Here is a 21103-nt window from a genome sequence, read left to right as displayed (position 1 = left end):
TTCTGGAGGGGCGTAAACAACATCGACCAGCAGAGCTGGCCGATGCGTGTAACGGTCAGCCGTAATTAAACGACTGGAGCACGCCAGTCATCGGAACCCGAAGTACCGGATACTTCGTGGGTCCAGGTGATTTTGCGGTAGGTGAACTGCACTTCTTCCAGGTGGGTGAAGTGCGCGTTGCCTGGATCCTGGCAGTTGTGCATTTTGTTGTTGATGGCGACGATGATCGCGTCTTCCAGTTTGGTGGTGTAGTAGTGCTCTTGGGTGCCTTGAGCCGAAGTGCGGTACCACTGGATAACGATTTCGCTCATGCGCTCGCCGGAAGTCAGTGCTGCTTGCAGCAGTGGCGAAGCCTTGTCGTAGACCTTGGTGATCACAACTGGCTTGTGTACGCGCTGACCGGTTGGCTGACCGGATTGCGGGTCACGCGGGATGATCACGTCGTGGGTGAAAGCCTGAACCATGACCTGGTCTTCGTGGCCTTCCTGGTAGGTGTTGCCAACGGAGTCGGCGGTGAAAGCGCCGGCAGTGATCAGGCCTTGTTTTTCGCCGGTAACCGACATGTACGCTGGTGTTGCCATGGGGTGCTCTCCTTGCGGATAAATTGAGGGTGCCCGGAGGCGAAATCGCCCGGTGGGTGGCTGAGAGTTATCAAGGAGCGTGCCAGGTTTTGTGCGATGCCCGGATGGCGGGGGCGGCGCGGTGGTTGGTCATCATTCGGGGGGATTTCTAGCGGGAAAGTCGGGAGAAAGTGCGCAAGAAGTTGCGCAGTACTGCGCAACTTCTTGCGCACTTGGCTGCAGGGCTTGAACGCTGTGGGCTGCAGAGGATTTAACCCCTGAAATATTACGACCTGCTGCGCAACTTCTTGCGCAGTAGGGGATTTGCCGGGACCGAGGTGACTGCTTCGCGAGCAGGCTCGCTCCCACAGGGACAGTGCTGCCAGCGAAAGCGTCTTATAAATGAAACACCGCGCTCGGCTATACTCCCCGCATTTCGATCAGGCACGAGGATTCACTGTGAAGAACTGGACGTTGCGCCAACGCATTTTGGCGAGCTTTGCGGTGATTATCGCCATCATGCTGTTGATGGTGGTGCTGTCCTATTCACGATTGCTGAAGATCGAGGCCAGCGAAAACAGCGTGCGCGACGATGCCATCCCCGGCGTTTACTACAGTTCGATGATTCGCGGCGCATGGGTCGACAGTTATCTGCAGACCCAAGAGCTGCTCGGTCTCAAGGAAGGCCAGGGCATTTCCAGCGAAGACGCGGCGGACTACAAGGCGTTCGAGGCGCGTCTGCAAGAGCAGATGGCCAACTATCGCAAGACCATGGCCACCGATGAAGACCGCTCCGAGTTCGCCCTGTTCGAGAAGTACCACGACACCTACGTCCAGATTCAGGATGCCGTGCTGGACCTGCACAAGCGCAATCTTGAGGCCGACGCCGTCAGGATGTTCCATGAAAAACTGACCCCGGCCTGGTACACCGGGCGCATGAAACTCAACGACATCATTGGCGAGAACAAGCGCGTCGCCGACGAGGCCATGGCCAACATCGACGACGCGGTCGCAACGGCGAAAGTCAGCATGGTCATTTCCCTGCTGGTTGCGGTGCTGGCCGCCGGTCTCTGTGGGCTGCTGTTGATGCGCGCGATCATGGCGCCGATGAACCGCATCGTGACCATCCTCGACATCATGCGCACCGGTGATCTGAGTTCGCGCCTGAACCTCGATCGCAAGGACGAGTTCGGCGCAGTCGAAACCGGCTTCAACGACATGATGACCGAGCTGACGTCGCTGGTGTCCCAGGCCCAGCGCTCTTCGGTGCAGGTGACCACTTCGGTCACCGAGATCGCCGCCACTTCCAAGCAGCAACAAGCCACCGCCACCGAAACCGCAGCGACCACCACCGAAATCGGCGCAACCTCACGCGAAATCGCCGCCACGTCGCGCGATCTGGTGCGCACCATGACCGAAGTGTCCACCGCTGCCGATCAGGCCTCGGTGCTCGCCGGCTCCGGCCAGCAAGGCCTGGCGCGCATGGAAGACACCATGCACTCGGTCATGGGCGCGGCCGATCTGGTCAATGCCAAACTGGCGATCCTCAACGAGAAGGCCGGCAACATCAATCAGGTGGTGGTGACCATCGTCAAGGTCGCCGACCAGACCAATCTGCTGTCACTCAACGCGGCGATCGAAGCCGAGAAGGCCGGCGAGTACGGTCGCGGTTTTGCCGTAGTCGCCACCGAAGTCCGTCGTCTGGCCGATCAGACCGCCGTGGCCACGTACGACATCGAGCAAATGGTCCGCGAGATCCAGTCGGCGGTGTCGGCCGGGGTGATGGGCATGGACAAGTTTTCCGAAGAAGTACGCCGCGGTATGTCGGAGGTGCAGCAGGTCGGCGAGCAGCTGTCGCAGATCATCCATCAAGTGCAAGCGCTGGCGCCGCGGGTGTTGATGGTCAACGAGGGCATGCAGGCCCAGGCCACCGGCGCTGAGCAGATCAACCATGCGCTGGTGCAGTTGGGCGATGCCAGCAGCCAGACCGTCGAATCGCTGCGTCAGGCCAGTTTCGCCATCGACGAACTGAGCCAGGTGGCCGTCGGCCTGCGCAGCGGCGTTTCGCGATTCAAAGTCTGATGAGCGAAATCATCGCCAAACGGGGCAGTGCGCCAGTGGCGAAGCAGGCGCTGTTTCTGCTCTTTCGCATCGGCAGCGAGCGCTATGCCCTGCGCGCCACCGAAGTGGCCGAAGTGCTGCCGCGCCTGCCGTTGAAACCGATCGCCCGAGCGCCGCATTGGGTGGCCGGGGTATTTGCCTATCGTGGTGCGGTGGTGCCGGTGATCGACCTCAGCGCGCTGACGTTTGGTCAGCCCGCCGAGGCGCGCACCAGCACGCGGTTGGTGCTGGTCAATTATCAGCCGGAACAAGCGCAAGCAGCGCAGTGGCTCGGGCTGATTCTCGAGCAGGCCACCGACACGCTGCGCTGTCATCCGCAAGATTTCCAGCCCTACGGCCTCGACAACCGCGAGGCGCCGTACCTGGGACCGGTGCGCGAAGATGCGCAGGGATTGCTGCAATGGGTGCGGGTCGATGACTTGCTCGATGACGCCGTGCGCAGTGTGCTGTTCCCCGATCCGCCGCGTGATCCGGCGCAGTTAGAGGCGCAGCCATGAGCGGTGATCAGCGCTTTTTCGATTTCCTCAAGGAACGCATCGGCCTCGATGTCGCGTCGGTGGGCGCGGCGATCATCGAGCGTGCCGTGCGCCAGCGCACCACGTTGTCCCAGGCTGCTCATGCCGACGAATACTGGCAGCTGTTGCAAGGCTCGCGGGATGAACAGCAAGCACTGATCGAAGCGGTGATCGTCCCGGAAACGTGGTTTTTCCGTTACCCGGAATCTTTCGCGACGCTGGGCAAACTGGCACGAGCTCGGCTTAAAGAACTTAACAACATGCGCGCGTTGCGCATCCTCAGCCTGCCGTGCTCGACCGGCGAAGAACCCTATTCGATCGCCATGGCCTTGCTCGATGCCGGGCTCAAGCCGCATCAGTTCAAAGTCGATGGCATGGACATCAGCCCGCTCTCGGTGGAAAAGGCGCGGCGTGCCTTGTATGGCAAAAATTCATTTCGCGGTCAGGATCTGGAATACCGCGAACGACATTTTTTTGCCGAGCAGGACGGCCACCGGGTCAACGAATACGTTCGCGGACAGGTGCGCTGGCAAGTCGGTAATGTCCTCGATCCGACGCTGTTGGCGAGCGAGCCTGCCTTCGATTTCGTGTTCTGCCGCAACCTGCTGATCTACTTCGACCAGCCGACCCAGAAGCAGGTGTTCGAAGTGCTCAAGCGCCTGACTCATGTCGACGGCGTGCTGTTTATCGGCCCGGCGGAGGGCAGTCTGCTCGGGCGTTTGGGCATGCGCTCGATCGGCATCCCGCAGTCGTTCGCTTTCAGCCGTCACAGCGAGCCGCACCCCGAACCGCTGCCGACGCCCAAACCGGTTGCCGTGCCGGTCAGCCAACCACTGCGCAGCGCGCCGCCGCCAGCGCCAGTGCGCAATCGGCCGTTCGCTGCCGTGACGGCTTTGCCGGTGACGAAAAAACTGCCAACCCCGATGCCGCGACGCTGCTGGCGCAAATCGCTGCACTGGCCAATGAAGGCAAAAGCGCCGAGGCCCGTGCCGCGTGCGAAGACTATCTGCGCAGCCATGAACCCGTGGCGCAGGTGTTCTACTGGCTCGGCCTGCTCAGCGATGTCGCCGGCCTGAGCCTCGAGGCCCAGAGTTTCTATCGCAAGGCCTTGTACCTCGAACCGCAACATCCCGAAGCGCTGATGCACCTGGCCGCGTTGCTGCAGGCCCAGGGCGACACGGCGGGTGCCCGACGATTGCAGGAGCGCGCCGCCCGCAGCGGCCGCACCGCCGACAGTGAGCGTAAACGATGAGCGCGTCCGACACCTTGAACGTTACCCACGAAGACGCCCGGGCCATCGACGATTGCTGGAACCGCATCGGCATTCATGGCGACAAGTCCTGCCCGTTGCTGGAAGAGCACATCCATTGCCGCAACTGCTCGGTATATTCCGCCGCCGCCACGCGCCTGCTCGACCGCTATTCGTTGCAGCAGGACCAGCGTGAAGCGATGGTCAGCAAGGCCGAAACCGATGTCAAAACCCGCTCGCTGCTGATGTTTCGCCTCGGCGAGGAATGGCTCGGACTGGCCACGCGCACGCTTGTCGAAGTTGCGCCGTTGCAGGCGATACATTCGCTGCCGCACCAGCGCTCGCGGGCCTTGCTCGGCGTGGCCAATGTCCGTGGCGCCTTGGTCGCGTGCCTGTCGCTGGTGGAATTGCTCGACCTCGACGGCAGCGTTGCGCCGGCCAGCGGCGGGCGAGTCATGCCGCGCATGCTGATCATCGCTGCCCATGGCGGGCCGGTGGTGGTGCCGGTAGACGAGGTCGACGGCATTCATGCGATCGACGAACGCATCCTCGACGCGGCGTCGCAGTCCGGCGCGCAGGCCAGTGCCAAGTACACCCGTGGCGTTCTGCAATATCGCGGTCGCAGCCTGCGCTGGCTGGACGAAGAACAGTTGTTGTCCGCCGTGACCCGGAGCCTGACATGACCCCCGAGCAAATGCGCGACGCCTCTCTGCTCGAACTGTTCAGCCTCGAAGCCGAGGCCCAGACCCAAGTGCTCAGCGCCGGGCTGCTGGCGCTGGAGCGCAATCCGACCCAGGCCGATCAACTGGAATCGTGCATGCGTGCGGCGCACTCGCTCAAAGGCGCAGCGCGGATCGTTGGTATCGACAGCGGCGTCAGCGTCGCCCACGTCATGGAGGATTGTCTGGTCAGCGCGCAGGAAGGGCGTTTGTTGCTGCGTCCCGAGCACATCGACGCGTTGTTGCAGGGCACCGACCTGCTGATGCGCATCGCCACGCCGGCTAACGCGCCGCAACCTGCGGACATTGAAGCCTACGTGACGCTGATGGGGCGTTTGCTCGATCCGTCGGCGCCAGCCGCTGTGGTTGCCACGCCGCCGATGGCCGAGTTGCAGATCGAGCCCGCGCCAACAGTGACAGCGCCGATCATGGACGAGCCCGCCGAGCCGACCCCGCGTAAAAACAAACGCACCACCGAGGGCGGCGAGCGCGTCTTGCGCGTCACCGCCGAGCGCCTGAACAGCCTGCTCGATCTGTCGAGCAAATCGCTGGTGGAAACCCAGCGTCTCAAGCCGCATCTGGCGACCATGCAGCGTCTCAAGCGCATGCAGAACAACGGTCTGCGCGCGCTGGAAAATCTCAATGTGCACCTGAAGGAGCATGCGCTGAGCCTGGAAGCGCTCGAGTCGCTGGAAGATGCGCGACGTTTGCTCGCCGAGTCGCAGCAACTGCTCAGCGAGAAAAACGCCGAGCTCGACGAATTCGCCTGGCACGCCAGTCAGCGCGCGCAAGTGCTCTATGACACCGCGCTGGCCTGTCGCATGCGCCCGTTCGCCGACGTGTTGAGCGGGCAGGCGCGCATGGTTCGCGACCTCGGGCGCAGCCTTGGCAAACAAGTGCGCCTGGAGATCGAAGGCGAGAAAACCCAGGTCGATCGCGACGTGCTGGAAAAGCTCGAAGCGCCGCTGACTCATTTGCTGCGCAACGCCGTCGATCACGGCATCGAATCCCCGGAACAACGCCTGCTCAAGGGCAAGCCGGAAGAGGGCCTGATCCGCCTGCGCGCTTCCCACCAAGCCGGTTTGCTGGTGCTGGAATTGAGCGATGACGGCGGTGGCGTCGATCTTGAGAAAGTCCGCCGCAGCATCGTCGAACGGCAGTTATCCCCAGCCGAAACCGCAGCGCAATTGAGCGAAGAGGAACTGCTGACCTTCCTGTTTCTGCCGGGCTTCAGCCTGCGCGACAAAGTCACCGAAGTGTCCGGGCGTGGCGTCGGTCTCGACGCTGTTCAACACATGGTTCGCCAATTGCGCGGGGCCGTGGTGCTGGAGCAGACGGCGGGCGAGGGCAGTCGTTTCCATCTGGAAGTGCCGCTGACGCTTTCGGTGGTGCGCAGTCTGGTGGTGGAAGTCGGCGAAGAGGCTTACGCATTCCCCTTGGCGCACATCGAACGCATGTGCGATCTGGCGCCGGAAGACATTGTGCAGGTCGAGGGGCGTCAGCATTTCTGGCACGAAGGCCAGCATGTCGGGCTGGTCGCGGCCAGCCAGTTGCTCAATCGCCCGGCCAGTCAGAACGATGGAGCTACCCTGAAAGTCGTGGTGATCCGCGAGCGCGAGGCGATTTATGGGGTGGCTGTCGAGCGCTTCGTGGGTGAGCGCACGCTGGTGGTTTTGCCGCTGGACGAGCGTCTGGGCAAGGTTCAGGACATCTCCGCCGGGGCCTTGCTCGATGACGGCTCGGTGGTGCTGATCGTCGATGTCGAAGACATGCTGCGTTCGGTGGACAAGCTGCTCAATACCGGGCGCCTGGAGCGCATTGCCCGCCACGGCAATCAAGCTGCCGAAGCGGCACGCAAACGAGTCTTGGTGGTCGACGATTCGCTGACCGTGCGCGAGCTGCAACGCAAACTGCTGCTCAATCGTGGCTACGACGTCGCGGTGGCGGTGGACGGCATGGACGGCTGGAATGCGCTGCGTTCGGAGAACTTCGATCTGCTGATCACCGACATCGACATGCCGCGCATGGACGGCATCGAGCTGGTCACGCTGCTGCGCCGCGACAACCGTCTGCAATCGCTGCCGGTGATGGTCGTGTCGTACAAGGATCGCGAAGAAGACCGCCGCCGTGGACTGGATGCCGGCGCCGACTATTATCTAGCCAAAGCCAGTTTTCATGACGACGCCCTGCTCGATGCAGTGGTCGAGCTCATCGGGGGAGCGCGGGCATGAGGATCGCAATTGTCAACGACATGCCCCTGGCGGTGGAGGCCCTGCGCCGAGCGCTGGCGTTCGAGCCGGCGCATCAGGTGATCTGGGTCGCCAGCAACGGTGCCGAGGCGGTGCAACGCTGCGCCGAGTGCACACCAGACCTGATTCTGATGGATCTGATCATGCCGATCATGGACGGCGTCGAAGCCACGCGGCGGATCATGGCCGAGACGCCGTGCGCGATTGTCATCGTCACCGTGGATCGTCAACAGAACGTGCATCGCGTGTTCGAGGCCATGGGCCACGGCGCGCTGGACGTGGTCGACACGCCGGCGATCGGCGCCGGCAATGCCCAGGAAGCGGCGGCGCCGTTGTTGCGCAAGATCCTCAACATCGGCTGGCTGATCGGCGACAAGGCGCCACGCGCGCGCCCGGCGCCGAGTTCGCCGCGCAGTTCGCCGTCACGTCAGCGGCTGGTGGCGATCGGTTCGTCTGCCGGTGGGCCGGCGGCGCTGGAAGTGTTGCTCAAAGGCCTGCCGAGAGATTTTTCCGCCGCGATCGTGCTGGTGCAGCATGTCGATCAGGTGTTCGCCGCCGGCATGGCCGAATGGCTGGCCAGTGCCAGCGGCCTCGATGTGCGTCTGGCCCGTGAAGGCGAGCCGCCGCAAAGTGGCGCGGTGCTGCTGGCCGGGACCAATCACCATATTCGCCTGTTGAAAAACGGCACGCTGGCCTACACCGCCGAACCGGTCAACGAGATCTATCGCCCCTCGATCGACGTGTTTTTCGAGAGCGTCGCCAGTTACTGGAACGGTGACGCCGTCGGGGTTTTATTGACCGGGATGGGGCGCGATGGCGCGCAAGGGCTTAAGCTCATGCGCCAGCAGGGTTATTTGACCATCGCCCAGGATCAGCACAGCAGTGCGGTGTACGGCATGCCCAAGGCTGCCGCGGCGATCGATGCCGCGGTGGAAATCCGCCCGCTGGAAAAGATAGCGCCACGATTGCTGGAGATTTTCCCCAAATGAACAGGTTGATCGGCAATCCAGGCCCCCGCAGTACTCAGGTGACCGCTCATGAATGATTTACAGATCGACGACATTAAAACCGACGAAAACGCCGCCATGGTGTTGTTGGTGGATGATCAGGCGATGATCGGCGAAGCGGTGCGCCGTGGGCTGTCGAATCAGGAAAACATCGACTTCCACTTCTGCTCCGACCCGCAGCAGGCCATCGCCCAGGCGGTGCGGATCAAGCCGACGGTGATCCTGCAGGACCTGGTGATGCCCGGCCTCGATGGCCTGAGCCTTGTGCGCGAATACCGCAATCATCCGGCGACCAAGGACATCCCGATCATTGTTCTCTCGACCAAGGAAGACCCGCTGATCAAGAGCGCGGCGTTCTCCGCTGGCGCCAACGACTATCTGGTGAAACTGCCGGACACCATCGAACTGGTCGCGCGCATCCGCTACCACTCGCGTTCCTACATGACATTGCTGCAACGCGACGCCGCGTACCGTGCGTTGCGGGTTAGCCAGCAGCAATTGCTCGACACCAACCTGGTGCTGCAACGGCTGATGAACTCCGATGGCCTGACCGGGCTGTCCAACCGCCGCCACTTCGACGAGTACCTGGAACTGGAGTGGCGCCGTTCGCTGCGTGATCAGACGCAGCTGTCGTTGCTGATGATCGACGTCGATTACTTCAAGTCGTACAACGACAGTTTCGGACACGTTGAAGGCGATGAAGCACTGCGCAAAGTCGCCGCAGCCATCCGTGACGCCAGCTCGCGGCCATCGGATCTGCCGGCGCGTTACGGCGGCGAGGAGTTTGTGCTGGTCCTGCCGAACACTTCGCCGGGCGGCGCGCGGCTGTTGGCCGAAAAACTGCGCCAGACCGTGGCGGCGCTGAAAATTCCGCATAACACACCGGCCGAGGGTTCCAGTCTGACCATCAGCATTGGTCTGGCGACCATGGTGCCCCAAGCGGGGAGTGATTGCCGTCTGCTGATCTCGGCGGCGGATCGCGGGTTGTATCTGGCCAAGAACAATGGGCGCAATCAGGTCGGGATTGAGTAACTTTCCTGAAAATGCAATCCACCTGTGGGAGCGAGCCTGCTCGCGAAAGCGGTTGTGCACTCGACATTGCCGGCGGCTGGCAGGTCGCCTTCGCGAGCAGGCTCGCTCCCACAGGAGATCGCGTCAGGTCAGTGTCAAGTGAATCACCCCCACACCCGCCAGACGGGCTGCCGCGACAGCCTGTTTACGTTATACTCGCCGGCTTTCAAAAGTTCGCCAACGAGTGCTGCCCGTCATGGAAATCAACCCGATCCTGAACACCATCAAGGACCTGTCCGAGCGCTCCGAAACTATTCGGGGGTATCTTTGACTACGATCAAAAGCATGAGCGTCTGACCGAGGTCAATCGCGAGCTTGAAGATCCGAGTGTCTGGAACAAACCTGAATACGCCCAGGAGCTGGGCCGCGAGCGTGCCGCGCTGGCGCAGATCGTCGACACCCTCGACGAACTGAACGGCGGTCTGGCCGATTGCCGCGACCTGCTGGACATGGCCGTTGAAGAGAATGACGAAGGCGCAGTGGGCGATGTCGTCGCCGAGCTGGCCCGTCTCGAGGAAAATCTGGCCAAGCTGGAATTCCGCCGCATGTTCAGCCATGAAATGGACCCGAACAACGCCTACCTGGACATCCAGGCCGGTTCCGGCGGTACCGAAGCGCAGGACTGGGCCAACATCCTGCTGCGCATGTACCTGCGCTGGGCCGACAAACGCGGTTTCGATGCGACCATCATGGAACTGTCCGCCGGTGAAGTCGCCGGGATCAAGGGCGCGACCGTGCACATCAAGGGCGAATACGCCTTTGGCTGGCTGCGTACCGAGATCGGCGTGCACCGTCTGGTGCGCAAGAGCCCGTTCGACTCCGGCAACCGTCGCCACACCTCGTTCTCCGCGGTTTTCGTCTCGCCAGAGATCGATGACAAGGTGGAAATCGAAATCAACCCGGCAGACCTGCGGATCGACACCTATCGTTCCTCTGGTGCCGGTGGTCAGCACGTAAACACCACCGACTCGGCCGTACGTATCACCCACGTACCGACCAACACCGTGGTCAGCTGCCAGAACGAGCGTTCCCAGCACGCCAACAAGGACACCGCGATGAAAATGCTGCGGGCCAAGTTGTACGAGCAGGAAATGCAGAAGCGCAATGCGGCCTCGCAGGCGCTGGAAGACACCAAGTCGGATATCGGCTGGGGTCACCAGATCCGCTCTTACGTGCTCGATGCCTCGCGGATCAAGGATCTGCGTACCAACATCGAACGCAGCGATTGCGACAAGGTGCTCGACGGCGATATCGACGAGTACCTGGAAGCCAGCCTGAAATCCGGCCTGTAACACCCTCTGTGGGAGCGGGCTCGCCCGCGATCCCCAGTCGAAGGCTGGGGGCAACGAACCTGATGGAATACTTAAAGACATGAGCGACCTACAACTCGACCCGCAAGCCCTGCAACAGGAAGAAAACTCCCTGATCGCCCTGCGCAAGGAAAAGCTTGCTGCCGAGCGCGCCAAGGGCAATGCCTTCCCGAACGACTTCCGCCGCGACAACTACTGCGATGCCTTGCAGAAACAGTACGCGGACAAGACCAAGGAAGAGCTGGCAGAGGCTGCAATCCCGGTCAAGGTTGCCGGTCGCATCATGCTCAACCGTGGCTCGTTCATGGTGATCCAGGACATGACCGGGCGCATTCAGGTCTACGTCAACCGCAAGACACTGTCCGAAGAAACCCTGGCCGCGGTGAAAACCTGGGACATGGGCGACATCATTGCCGCCGAAGGCACCCTGGCGCGTTCCGGCAAAGGCGACCTGTACGTTGAAATGACCAACGTGCGCCTGCTGACCAAGTCGCTGCGCCCGCTGCCGGACAAGCACCACGGCCTGACCGACACCGAACAGCGCTACCGCCAGCGTTACGTCGACCTGATCGTCAACGAAGACGTGCGCCAGACCTTCCGCGTGCGTTCGCAAGTGATCGCGCACATCCGCAGCTTCCTGATGAAGCGCGACTTCCTCGAAGTCGAAACGCCGATGCTGCAGACCATTCCCGGCGGCGCCGCAGCCAAGCCGTTCGAAACCCACCACAATGCGCTGGACATGGAAATGTTCCTGCGTATCGCGCCAGAGCTGTATCTGAAGCGTCTGGTGGTTGGCGGTTTTGAAAAGGTCTTCGAGATCAACCGCAACTTCCGTAACGAAGGCGTTTCGACTCGTCACAATCCTGAATTCACCATGTTGGAGTTCTATCAGGCGTACGCCGATTACGAAGACAACATGGACCTGACCGAAGAACTGTTCCGCGAGCTGGCGCAGCTGGTACTGGGCAGCACCGACGTGCCGTACGGCGACAAGGTGTTCCACTTCGGCGAGCCGTTCGTGCGTCTGTCGGTGTTCGACTCGATCCTCAAGTACAACCCTGAGCTGACTGCCGATGATCTGAACGACATCGACAAGGCTCGCGCCATCGCCAAGAAGGCCGGCGCCAAGGTGCTGGGCTTCGAAGGTCTGGGCAAATTGCAGGTGATGATTTTCGAAGAACTGGTCGAGCACAAGCTGGAGCAGCCGCACTTCATCACGCAGTACCCGTTCGAAGTGTCGCCGCTGGCCCGTCGTAACGACGAGAACCCGAACGTCACCGACCGCTTCGAGCTGTTCATCGGTGGTCGTGAAATCGCCAACGCCTACTCCGAGTTGAACGACGCCGAAGACCAGGCCGAGCGCTTCATGGCGCAGGTGGCCGACAAGGACGCCGGCGACGACGAAGCCATGCACTACGACGCCGACTTCGTCCGTGCGCTGGAGTACGGCATGCCGCCAACCGCCGGCGAAGGTATCGGCATCGATCGTCTGGTGATGTTGCTCACCAACTCGCCGTCGATCCGCGATGTGATCCTGTTCCCGCACATGCGACCGCAAGCGTAAACGTTTCAGTTAAAAAGCCGCCTAAAACAGGCGGCTTTTTATTGCCTGTCTGGTACAAATGTATCAATTGGTTAATTTGGCATTAGTAGAGGAAGTGCTGTCGTGATGGGTGCATTAGCTCAAGAAGGTGCAGCGGGTATCGCCACTGCGGTCGCTGAAAGTGTTCAGTACCAGGGCCGCAAGGCCAGCCGACAGGGCAGTGAGCAGCGTCGCCAGGACATTCTCGACGCCGCGATGCGCATTGTCGTGCGCGACGGCGTGCGTGCCGTGCGCCATCGTGCGGTCGCGGCGGAGGCCGGCGTGCCGCTGTCGGCGACCACGTATTACTTCAAGGACATCGATGACCTGCTCACCGATACCTTCGCCCAATACGTGGAGCGCAGCGCGGCGTACATGGCCAAGTTGTGGATCAATAACGAGGGTCTGTTGCGCGAAATGGTGGTCAGCGCCGACGGCAGCCCGGAGTCGCGCTCGCAATTGGCCGATGATATTGCGCGGCTGATGGCCGATTACGTGCACCGGCAATTGATCAACCGGCGCGAGCATCTGATGGCCGAACAGGCGTTCCGCCAGGAGGCGCTGCTCAATCCGCGTCTGGCCATTCTGGTGCGCTCCCATCAACAGATTCTGTTGCAGGGTACCTGCCAGTTGTTCCAGGTACTGGGCTCGCGCGAACCGCAACAGGATGCCAAGGTGTTGACGGCGATTATCGGGCGGATGGAATATCAGGGCCTGCTCAATGACGCCGAGCCATTGGCCGAAGAGGACATGCTCGGGATTCTGACGCGGTATATGCACCTGGTGCTGGCGTCGGTCTAGCGTTTCACGCTACACCCTGTGGGAGCGAGCCTGCTCGCGAAAGCGCTCTGATATTCAACATCTGCGTTGTCTGACACAGTGCATTCGCGAGCAGGCTCGCTCCCACAAAGGCCTCAGCGCCTATGATTGGCTACGTCACGTTTTCTACAGGAGTTTCGGGTGGACGATTACCAGCAGACGATACGCATGTTGTCCGATCGCATTGTGCTGGCGCAGACGCCGATCCGCGTGCTCGATGCGGTCAAGTGGGACGACAACGTGCGCAAGGGCTTCCTCAAGGCCAAGGGCAAGGAAATGCCGGCGGTGGATCGCGACTACTACCTCAACCGCCCGCTGTCGTTCGATTCGAGCCAGGTCAAACTGGAATTCCAGAACATCGAGCGCGACATCACCCGCCAGCTCGGCCAGTTCAACCCGGTCGGGCAGATCATGCGGCGCATGTGCAAGGAATACCGCATGGTGGTGCGCATGCTCGAAGCGCGCGGCACCGAGGACTTCGGGCTGATCTCGCAGGAGCTGTACGGCGCGGCGTCCGATGCCTTCCACGCCGGTGACCCGACCCTCGCCGACCTCGGCCTGATGATGTCCGACTACCTGAACAACATCGACGGGCGCGGCGATCTGAAGGACGAGCCGAAAATCCTCACCGCCAAAGACGCGGTGCACCTGCTGCAAACCCGTTTGAACAAAGTGTTCGGCGAGGCCGAGGAAACCATTCGCGTGTTCGAGTCCGACGGCATCGTCGCCGACGCTGCGGCGGGCGCCGACTACATCAAGATCCGCACCGACGCGCTGTTCAACGACCGCGACGTGCGCGCCCTGGAAGTCCACGAAGGTCTGGTGCACGTCGGCACTACGCTCAATGGCTTGAACCAGCCGATCTGCACGTTCCTGTCGAAAGGCCCGCCCTCGTCAACGGTGACCCAGGAAGGCCTGGCGATCCTGATGGAAATCATCACCTTCGCCTCTTACCCGAGTCGCCTGCGCAAACTGACCAACCGCACCCGTGCGATTCATATGGTCGAGGAGGGCGCGGACTTTTTGCAGATCTACGAATTCTTCCGCGAGCAGGGTTTCGAGATGGCCGAAAGCTACGGCAATGCCAGCCGGGTGTTCCGTGGCTCGACGCCGACCGGTCTGCCATTCACCAAAGACTTGTCCTATCTCAAGGGCTTCATCATGGTTTACAACTACATTCAGTTGGCCGTGCGCAAGGGCAAGCTTGAGCAGATTCCGTTGTTGTTCTGTGGCAAGACCACACTGGAAGACATGCGGACCTTGCGCCAACTGGTGGACGAAGGACTGGTGGTGCCGCCCAAATATCTACCTGATCAGTTCCGGGATCTGAATGCGTTGTCGGCGTGGATGTGTTTCTCCAACTTCCTCAACCATTTGAGTCTGGACCGGATTGAGGCGGATTACTCCAATATCCTCTAGACCCAGCACCCAACCCCTTGTGGGAGCGAGCCTGCTCGCGAATGCGATTTCACCTTCAACATTGATGTCGGCTGATACACCGCTTTCGCGAGCAGGCTCGCTCCCACAGGTTTGATTTGTGTTCAGTTCTCTTCTTTGCGAGGTTTCACCGGATGAGAATCCTCGGCATCCTTTGCCTGCTCTTGACCCTCGGCGGTTGCAGTTCGCTGCTGTTCTACCCGGAACCGGGCCAGATCTTCACCCCGGACAAAGCCAAACTCGAATACCGCACCGTCACCCTGACCACCGCCGATGGCTTGAAGCTCAACGCCTGGTGGCTGCCGGCCAAACCTGGCGTCGAGGTCAAAGGCACGGTCCTGCATCTGCACGGCAACGGCGGCAATCTGCCGATGCATCTGGGCGGCAGCTGGTGGTTGCCGAAGAACGGCTATCAGGTGCTGCTGGTCGACTATCGCGGCTACGGTTTGTCCGAGGGCAAGCCGAGCCTGCCGGCTATCTATCAGGACATCGACGCCGCGTTCGCCTGGCTCGACAACGCGCCCGAGGTCAAAGGCAAACCGCTGGTGCTGCTCGGGCAGAGTCTGGGCGGCGCGATGTCGGTGCATTGGCTGGCGCAGCACCCGGAGCGGCAAAAACAACTCAAGGCCCTGGTGCTGGATGGAGTGCCGGCCAGTTATCGCAGCGTCGGCCAATTCGCCCTCAGCACTTCGTGGCTGACCTGGCCATTGCAAGTGCCGCTGTCGTGGCTGGTGCCGGACGGCGACAGCGCGATCAACTCGATGGCGCAGTTGACCGGCGTGCCCAAGCTGATCTTCCACAGCATCGACGATCCGCTGGTGCCGATGGCCAACGGCATTCGCCTGTATCAGGCAGCGCCGCCGCCGCGTGTGTTGCAACTGACCCGTGGCGGTCATGTGCAAACCTTCGGCGACCCAGTGTGGCGTCAGGTCATGCTGCGCTATCTCGACGACCCCGAACACTTCGACGGCCTGCGCCGCCTCGGCGAAATCCCCAATTATCCGAAACCCCCGAATTCTGAAGATGAGAGTCCGCAATGAGTGAAGAACGTAACGCCATCCCGCTGATCATCACCGGTATCTGCAGCATCCTCGGCACCGTCGGGGCGCTGTGGTACTACGGCTACCTGCATTTTGCCAAGCCGGAGGATGCGTTGCTGCTCAGCGAATTCACCATGCTCAAGACCGTGCCGGGCGAGGACTACAAAGTCTCGCTGACACCCGCGCCGCAAGTGGCGCAGTGCATCGATGGCGTGCTGGTGTTGTTTGATACCGAGCAGAAAGGGTTGACCGGGGTGTTGATCAACGCGCAGAAAAAAGCTGTGCGGTGTATGGGTGAGGAAACTCCGCAGAAGCTTGAGCAGTAACCCCATCAAATGTGGGAGCGAGCCTGCTCGCGAATACGGTTTCACCTTCAACATTGATGTGAATGACACTCCGCTTTCGCGAGCAGGCTCGCTCCCACAAGGAATTTCTGGTCGCGCATGAAAAAGCCCCGCCTGATCAAGTCAGGCGGGGCTTTTGCGTTACCGGATGGAGCTTAGTTCGAGCTCACCGAAGAGCGCGGTGCTACTGGCTGGTTGTCGTTGGAAATGGTCACTTCCACACGACGGTTCATGGCACGGCCCGAGACGCTGCCGTTATCCGCTACCGGGTACTCCTTGCCATAACCCTGAGCGACGATGCGCGAAGGGTCGACGCCCATCTTGATCAGAGCCATCTGCACGGAAGTCGCGCGACGCTCGGACAGCGACTGGTTGTAGCTCGCGGTGCCGGTGCTGTCGGTGTAACCCTCGACGATCACTTTGCGGTCCGGGTTTTCCTGGAGGAATTGCGCCAGTTTGTTGATGTTCACCAGGCCGCTGGATTTCAGATCAGCCTTGTTGGTGGCGAACAGCACGTCACCGAAAGTTACCAGCGTACCGCGATCGGTCTGCTTGGCGTTGAGGCTGTCCTGCAGTTGTTTGATCTGCTGGTCACGGGCATCCAGACGGGCCTGGGCACGTTGGGCTGCGGCGTTTTTCAGGTTGTTTTCAGCGGTGCGCAGAGCGATGGTCTGCTTGGCCACTTCGACGCGCTGGTTAGTCAGGTAAGCCAGTTGGTCAACCTTGGCTGCATCTTCTTTGTCCAGATAGGCCTTGTCGGCCTTGTCCAGGTAATCGCTGGCGTCTTTGGTTTCCAGTGCCGCGACTTTGCTCGCCTGTGGGTTGGCCTGCAGGCCGGCGTAGTTGGTGCGCGCCTGTTCCAGGTTCGGGTTAGGCGGGGTGGAGCAGGCAGCCAGTGCAACGCTTGCGGCCAGAAGAGCGGGAATCATCAGTTGCTTACGCATAATTTGTCGTCCTTTCTATCGGTAAGAGTTTCAGCTTTGCGGTCGGGATGCGCGCTTACTGCACGGTGCGCTGGCTTTCCTGACGCAGTTCCTGAACACCTTTCTGGGAATCCTTCACAGCCTGTTCGGCCTTGGCGGCCTGAGCCTTGCGTTCAGCGACGCGAGCGTCCCATTCAGCCTGTTCGGACAGGCGACGGGCCTCGTCGTACTTCTTGTCGTGCATGGCGATTTCAGCTTGTTTCAGCTTGTCCTGAGCCTGCTTCATTTCCACCGCAGCGAACTCGGTACCGCCAGCGCTGACGGCGCTGTTGACGGCCGATTGAGTGACGGCGTACTGCTCGGTCGGAGGATTACCGGCGCAACCGGCCAGTACGAAGCTGGTGCCGATGGCCAGAGCGGCCAGTTTCAGACCGCGCAGGTGGGAAAACGAGGTTTGGGTTTTCATGGTCTTCAACTCCATTAGGCATCTCCTGAAAATACAACTGAATCCATCCTGGCAGAGGAGGCGAAAGCATCGCTTGTAGACGCGAATTGAAACGCTCGTTCCAGGCGTGGTTACCTGTTCCGACCGGCGGCATTTTTGAAAAGTTCAGAAAAGATGGCCTATCGCCAAAAATTAAATTGACCGTTTGGACAAGGCTCTGGGACGGGAACTTTGGGGCTTTGGAGCGGTACGCGCGGGGGTAGATTTGTCCGTCGATAAACCAATTTTCGAACTGGAATACAGCCCATGTGGGAGCGAGCCTGCTCGCGAATGCGATGTGTCAGCCAGCGCAAATGCTGAATGAAAATCCGCATTCGCGAGCAGGCTCGCTCCCACGGTTTAGATGTGTGTCGAATCAGTGCTTCTGTTTGTTCTCAGCCGAGGACAAATCATGCAAATGCCGCCGCGACAACGCCAGAAAACGCGGCGTCGGGCCGACATCCTCATACAACGGATCACCTTCCTCATCGGTCGCCACTACCGTCGAACCCTTCACATACGGCAGGCTCGCTTCGAACTCCTCAAGCGCGGCGCCGATCAGTTCGCCGAGCAGTTCCTCGGGATGACGTTTGGGATACATCTCGGCAATTGCCGCCAGGCGCGCGGCGGCCTCGACGTCCAGATGAATCGTGTAGCCGGTGTCGGTCAGGCGACCTTTGGCGTTTTCTTCCCAATGCTGGGCGAGTTCACGAATTTTCATGATGACCTCATTTAGCGCCTGCTGATGGCAGGCCTGGGTGAGTGTCCGGCAGCGCCGGCGGCGGGCCGTCATACGGCTTACTGTTGAGACTAGCTTTCGCCGGCAAGGTTTAAAGTCAATTCGTCGCCTGCTTGTAAGAAGCGGCGCAGAGCGGCACTCTCTGGCAAAGCATTCGTTTCTGCGCTGTCCCCGATTACCGCTGGAGAACTGCTGATGACCGATATTGATGCACGCTTGCGCGAAGATGTTCACCTGCTCGGAGAGCTGTTGGGCAACACCATTCGAGACCAGTACGGCGAGGCGTTCCTCGACAAGATCGAGCAGATTCGCAAGGGCGCCAAGGCCGACCGGCGCGGCTCGATGGACGCTGAACTGAGCGCCAGCCTCAATCAATTGAGTGAAGACGAATTGCTTCCGGTCGCGCGGGCCTTCAATCAATTTCTCAACCTGGCCAACATCGCCGAGCAATATCAGCTGATCCATCGCCGCGAGGAGTCGCAACCGGCGCCGTTCGAATCGCGAGTATTGCCGGAACTGCTCGCGCGCCTGCGCAGTGAAGGGCACAGCGCCGAATCTCTGGCCCGGCAGCTGGCGCGGCTGGAAATCGAACTGGTGCTGACCGCGCACCCGACCGAAGTGGCGCGACGCACGTTGATCCAGAAGTACGACGCGATCGCCGCGCAACTGGCCGCGCAGGATCATCGCGACCTGACCAGCGCCGAGCGCGAGCAGATCCAGAGCAAACTGCAACGGCTGATCGCCGAAGCCTGGCACACCGAAGAAATCCGCCGCACCCGACCGACCCCGGTCGATGAAGCCAAGTGGGGCTTTGCGGTGATCGAGCATTCGTTGTGGCAGGCAATCCCCAACCATATGCGCAAGGCCGATCAGGCGCTGTTCGCCGCCACGGGTCTGCGCTTGCCGCTGGAAGCCGCGCCGATCCGCTTCGCCTCATGGATGGGCGGCGACCGTGACGGCAACCCCAATGTCACCGCCGCCGTCACTCGCGAAGTCTTGCTGCTGGCGCGCTGGATGGCCGCTGACTTGTACCTGCGCGACGTCGATCATCTGGCTGCCGAACTGTCGATGCAGCAGGCCAGCGATGCGCTGAAGGCCAAGGCCGGCGACAGCGCCGAACCTTATCGCGCAGTGCTCAAACAATTGCGCGAACGTCTGCGCGCCACACGCAATTGGGCGCACGCTGCATTGACCGCGCCGATCCCGGCCACCGCCGATGTGCTGCACGACAATCGCGATCTGCTCGAGCCTTTGCAGTTGTGTTTCAACTCGCTGCACGAGTGCGGCATGGGCGTTATCGCCGACGGGCCGTTGCTCGACTGCCTGCGTCGGGCGGTGACGTTCGGCCTGTTCCTGGTGCGCCTCGATGTGCGTCAGGATTCGACCCGGCACAGCTCGGCAATGACCGAAATCACCGATTACCTCGGCCTCGGCCGCTACGAAGATTGGGATGAAGAACAGCGCATCAACTTCCTCACCGAGGAGCTGAGCAACCGTCGACCGTTGCTGCCCGCGCATTTCAAACCATCGGCGGATACCGCCGAAGTGCTCAACACCTGCAAGGAAATCGCCGCCGCGCCCGCAGCGTCGCTGGGCTCCTACGTGATCTCCATGGCCGGCGCCGCTTCCGACGTGCTCGCGGTGCAACTGCTGCTCAAGGAATCCGGCGTCCTGCGGCCGATGCGCGTGGTGCCGCTGTTCGAAACCCTCGCCGACCTCGACAACGCCGGGCCGGTGATGGAGCGTCTGTTGTTGTTACCGGGCTATCGCGCGCGTTTGCATGGCCCGCAGGAAGTGATGATCGGCTATTCCGACTCGGCCAAGGACGCCGGCACCACCGCTGCGGCGTGGGCGCAATATCGCGCGCAGGAGCGCTTGGTGGAAATCTGCCGCGAACAGCAAGTCGAGCTGCTGCTGTTCCACGGTCGCGGCGGCACCGTTGGCCGTGGTGGCGGTCCGGCGCACGCGGCGATTCTGTCGCAACCACCGGGTTCGGTGGCCGGGCGTTTCCGTACGACCGAACAGGGCGAAATGATTCGTTTCAAATTCGGCCTGCCGGACATCGCCGAGCAAAACCTCAATCTGTATCTGGCCGCCGTGCTCGAAGCGACCTTGCTGCCACCGCCGCCGCCGACTCCGGAATGGCGCCATCTGATGGACGAATTGGCGGCGGACGGTGTCAGCGCTTACCGCCAGGTGGTGCGGGAAAATCCGCAATTCGTTGAGTACTTCCGTCAGTCGACCCCGGAGCAGGAGCTGGGACGTTTGCCGCTCGGCAGTCGCCCGGCCAAACGCCGTGCCGGCGGTATCGAAAGCCTGCGGGCGATCCCGTGGATCTTCGGTTGGACCCAGACGCGACTGATGCTGCCGGCCTGGCTGGGTTGGGAGACTGCGCTGAGCAAGGCGCTGGAGCGCGGCGAAGGTGAGTTGCTGGGGCAGATGCGCGAACAGTGGCCGTTCTTCCGCACTCGCATCGATATGCTGGAAATGGTCTTGGCCAAGGCCGACGCGGATATCGCGCAGTCCTACGACGAACGTTTGGTCGAGGCTGATCTGCTGCCATTGGGCGCGCAGTTACGCGACCTATTGTCGCAGGCGTGCTCCGTGGTACTGGGCCTGACCGGGCAGTCGCAGCTGCTGGCGCACAGCCCGGACACCCTCGAATTCATCCGCTTGCGCAACACCTACCTCGACCCGCTGCATCTATTGCAGGCCGAACTGCTGGCGCGTTCGCGGCAGCAGGATGTCGAGCAGGGCAGCCCGGTGGAACAGGCGCTGCTGGTGTCTGTGGCGGGGATTGCCGCCGGATTGCGCAATACCGGCTAAGGCTGCTGATCACCTCGGGCGGCATTCGCGACAAGGGTCGGATGCCGCTTCTCCTGGCGTAGGAAAGTGCCGCGAGGCGACAGTTAACGTAGGGGTTGCGACTTGGGT

Annotated in this window: 17 protein-coding genes and 1 pseudogene; 14 read left to right on the top strand and 4 right to left on the bottom strand. The window is 61.4% G+C overall.

The genetic code is table 11. The annotated features are described in order from the left end of the window. Nucleotides 1-65 precede the first annotated feature (65 nt). On the bottom strand, nucleotides 66-581 hold the full coding sequence (locus AB4N47_RS17915; protein ID WP_007949952.1) for an Hcp family type VI secretion system effector: 516 nt from the start codon (nucleotides 579-581) through the stop codon (nucleotides 66-68). Between the two features lie 438 nt (nucleotides 582-1019). Here AB4N47_RS17915 and AB4N47_RS17910 point away from each other — a divergent pair, with 438 nt between their 5' ends. The 13 genes and pseudogenes from AB4N47_RS17910 (at nucleotide 1020) to AB4N47_RS17850 (ending at nucleotide 16005) form a co-directional block, all read left to right on the top strand. Beyond that, on the top strand, nucleotides 1020-2642 hold the full coding sequence (locus AB4N47_RS17910; RefSeq protein WP_039762401.1) for a methyl-accepting chemotaxis protein: 1623 nt from the start codon (nucleotides 1020-1022) through the stop codon (nucleotides 2640-2642). Further along, nucleotides 2642-3178: a chemotaxis protein CheW gene (locus tag AB4N47_RS17905; protein ID WP_341639171.1), complete on the top strand. Its 537-nt coding sequence runs from the start codon at nucleotides 2642-2644 to the stop codon at nucleotides 3176-3178. Before AB4N47_RS17910 ends, AB4N47_RS17905 begins: the two co-directional genes overlap by 1 nt. Next, nucleotides 3175-4448: pseudogene (locus AB4N47_RS17900) on the top strand (CheR family methyltransferase). Before AB4N47_RS17905 ends, AB4N47_RS17900 begins: the two are co-directional and overlap by 4 nt. Further along, nucleotides 4445-5128 (top strand): chemotaxis protein CheW, encoded by a 684-nt coding sequence (locus AB4N47_RS17895; protein WP_341639173.1) that lies wholly within the window; start codon nucleotides 4445-4447, stop codon nucleotides 5126-5128. The pseudogene AB4N47_RS17900 and the gene AB4N47_RS17895 overlap by 4 nt, the downstream one beginning before the upstream one ends. Continuing rightward, nucleotides 5125-7395, top strand: coding sequence for a response regulator (locus tag AB4N47_RS17890; protein ID WP_460154295.1), 2271 nt, complete (start codon nucleotides 5125-5127; stop codon nucleotides 7393-7395). The genes AB4N47_RS17895 and AB4N47_RS17890 overlap by 4 nt, the downstream gene beginning before the upstream one ends. Next, the gene (gene cheB, locus AB4N47_RS17885; protein ID WP_073476109.1) at nucleotides 7392-8402 is read left to right on the top strand and encodes a chemotaxis response regulator protein-glutamate methylesterase; all 1011 of its coding nucleotides are present in this window, start codon (nucleotides 7392-7394) and stop codon (nucleotides 8400-8402) included. Before AB4N47_RS17890 ends, cheB begins: the two co-directional genes overlap by 4 nt. Nucleotides 8403-8450: 48 nt before the next feature. Then, nucleotides 8451-9452 (top strand): response regulator, encoded by a 1002-nt coding sequence (locus AB4N47_RS17880; RefSeq protein WP_024011741.1) that lies wholly within the window; start codon nucleotides 8451-8453, stop codon nucleotides 9450-9452. Between the two features lie 235 nt (nucleotides 9453-9687). After that, nucleotides 9688-10783 (top strand): peptide chain release factor 2 gene (gene prfB / locus AB4N47_RS17875; protein ID WP_099758102.1). Its coding sequence is split into 2 segments (ribosomal slippage): nucleotides 9688-9759 and nucleotides 9761-10783, totalling 1095 coding nucleotides; the frame shifts between segments, so codons are not numbered across the junction. Between the two features lie 79 nt (nucleotides 10784-10862). Continuing rightward, nucleotides 10863-12365, top strand: coding sequence for a lysine--tRNA ligase (gene lysS, locus AB4N47_RS17870; RefSeq protein ID WP_024011743.1), 1503 nt, complete (start codon nucleotides 10863-10865; stop codon nucleotides 12363-12365). A 105-nt stretch (nucleotides 12366-12470) separates the two neighbouring features. After that, nucleotides 12471-13184, top strand: a complete 714-nt coding sequence (locus AB4N47_RS17865) for a TetR/AcrR family transcriptional regulator (protein WP_016771505.1) — start codon at nucleotides 12471-12473, stop codon at nucleotides 13182-13184. A gap of 186 nt (nucleotides 13185-13370) precedes the next feature. Next, nucleotides 13371-14621, top strand: a complete 1251-nt coding sequence (locus AB4N47_RS17860; protein WP_166554750.1) for a flavohemoglobin expression-modulating QEGLA motif protein — start codon at nucleotides 13371-13373, stop codon at nucleotides 14619-14621. Between the two features lie 152 nt (nucleotides 14622-14773). Then, nucleotides 14774-15679, top strand: a complete 906-nt coding sequence (locus tag AB4N47_RS17855) for an alpha/beta hydrolase (RefSeq protein WP_341639175.1) — start codon at nucleotides 14774-14776, stop codon at nucleotides 15677-15679. Beyond that, nucleotides 15676-16005 carry a hypothetical protein gene (locus AB4N47_RS17850; protein WP_076566070.1) on the top strand — a complete coding sequence of 110 codons (330 nt, stop codon included), beginning with the start codon at nucleotides 15676-15678 and terminating at the stop codon, nucleotides 16003-16005. Before AB4N47_RS17855 ends, AB4N47_RS17850 begins: the two co-directional genes overlap by 4 nt. A 173-nt stretch (nucleotides 16006-16178) precedes the next feature. Here the strand turns inward: AB4N47_RS17850 and AB4N47_RS17845 are convergent, their stop codons facing one another. The 3 genes from AB4N47_RS17845 to AB4N47_RS17835 all read right to left on the bottom strand — a co-directional run bounded on the left by AB4N47_RS17845 (nucleotide 16179) and on the right by AB4N47_RS17835 (nucleotide 18151). Then, nucleotides 16179-16967, bottom strand: a complete 789-nt coding sequence (locus AB4N47_RS17845; protein WP_024011746.1) for an OmpA family protein — start codon at nucleotides 16965-16967, stop codon at nucleotides 16179-16181. A gap of 55 nt (nucleotides 16968-17022) precedes the next feature. Next, nucleotides 17023-17427, bottom strand: coding sequence for a DUF4398 domain-containing protein (locus tag AB4N47_RS17840; RefSeq protein WP_024011747.1), 405 nt, complete (start codon nucleotides 17425-17427; stop codon nucleotides 17023-17025). Between the two features lie 379 nt (nucleotides 17428-17806). Beyond that, complete coding sequence (locus AB4N47_RS17835; RefSeq protein ID WP_016771500.1) at nucleotides 17807-18151, bottom strand: hypothetical protein; 345 nt, start codon at nucleotides 18149-18151, stop codon at nucleotides 17807-17809. Between the two features lie 213 nt (nucleotides 18152-18364). On the opposite strand from AB4N47_RS17835, the gene ppc reads away from it, so the two are divergent. After that, a complete protein-coding gene (ppc, locus tag AB4N47_RS17830) occupies nucleotides 18365-20995 on the top strand; it encodes a phosphoenolpyruvate carboxylase (RefSeq protein WP_341639176.1) in 2631 nt (876 codons plus the stop codon). Nucleotides 20996-21103 lie beyond the last annotated feature (108 nt).

The sequence above is a fragment of the Pseudomonas sp. S3_G06 genome, assembly GCF_054667565.1.
Note: the sequence above shows the minus strand (reverse complement) of the source record. Positions and strands in the feature narration are given on the sequence as shown.

Coding starts and splice junctions, on each gene's coding strand:
- ppc (WP_341639176.1), top strand. CDS start 18,365: ATGACCGATATTGATGCACGCTTGCGCGAAGATGTTCACCTGCTCGGA.
- AB4N47_RS17865 (WP_016771505.1), top strand. CDS start 12,471: ATGGGTGCATTAGCTCAAGAAGGTGCAGCGGGTATCGCCACTGCGGTC.
- AB4N47_RS17895 (WP_341639173.1), top strand. CDS start 4,445: ATGAGCGCGTCCGACACCTTGAACGTTACCCACGAAGACGCCCGGGCC.
- AB4N47_RS17835 (WP_016771500.1), bottom strand. CDS start 18,151: ATGAAAATTCGTGAACTCGCCCAGCATTGGGAAGAAAACGCCAAAGGT.
- lysS (WP_024011743.1), top strand. CDS start 10,863: ATGAGCGACCTACAACTCGACCCGCAAGCCCTGCAACAGGAAGAAAAC.
- AB4N47_RS17850 (WP_076566070.1), top strand. CDS start 15,676: ATGAGTGAAGAACGTAACGCCATCCCGCTGATCATCACCGGTATCTGC.
- AB4N47_RS17840 (WP_024011747.1), bottom strand. CDS start 17,427: ATGGAGTTGAAGACCATGAAAACCCAAACCTCGTTTTCCCACCTGCGC.
- AB4N47_RS17845 (WP_024011746.1), bottom strand. CDS start 16,967: ATGCGTAAGCAACTGATGATTCCCGCTCTTCTGGCCGCAAGCGTTGCA.
- AB4N47_RS17890 (WP_460154295.1), top strand. CDS start 5,125: ATGACCCCCGAGCAAATGCGCGACGCCTCTCTGCTCGAACTGTTCAGC.
- AB4N47_RS17880 (WP_024011741.1), top strand. CDS start 8,451: ATGAATGATTTACAGATCGACGACATTAAAACCGACGAAAACGCCGCC.
- AB4N47_RS17915 (WP_007949952.1), bottom strand. CDS start 581: ATGGCAACACCAGCGTACATGTCGGTTACCGGCGAAAAACAAGGCCTG.
- cheB (WP_073476109.1), top strand. CDS start 7,392: ATGAGGATCGCAATTGTCAACGACATGCCCCTGGCGGTGGAGGCCCTG.
- AB4N47_RS17905 (WP_341639171.1), top strand. CDS start 2,642: ATGAGCGAAATCATCGCCAAACGGGGCAGTGCGCCAGTGGCGAAGCAG.
- AB4N47_RS17855 (WP_341639175.1), top strand. CDS start 14,774: ATGAGAATCCTCGGCATCCTTTGCCTGCTCTTGACCCTCGGCGGTTGC.
- AB4N47_RS17860 (WP_166554750.1), top strand. CDS start 13,371: ATGTTGTCCGATCGCATTGTGCTGGCGCAGACGCCGATCCGCGTGCTC.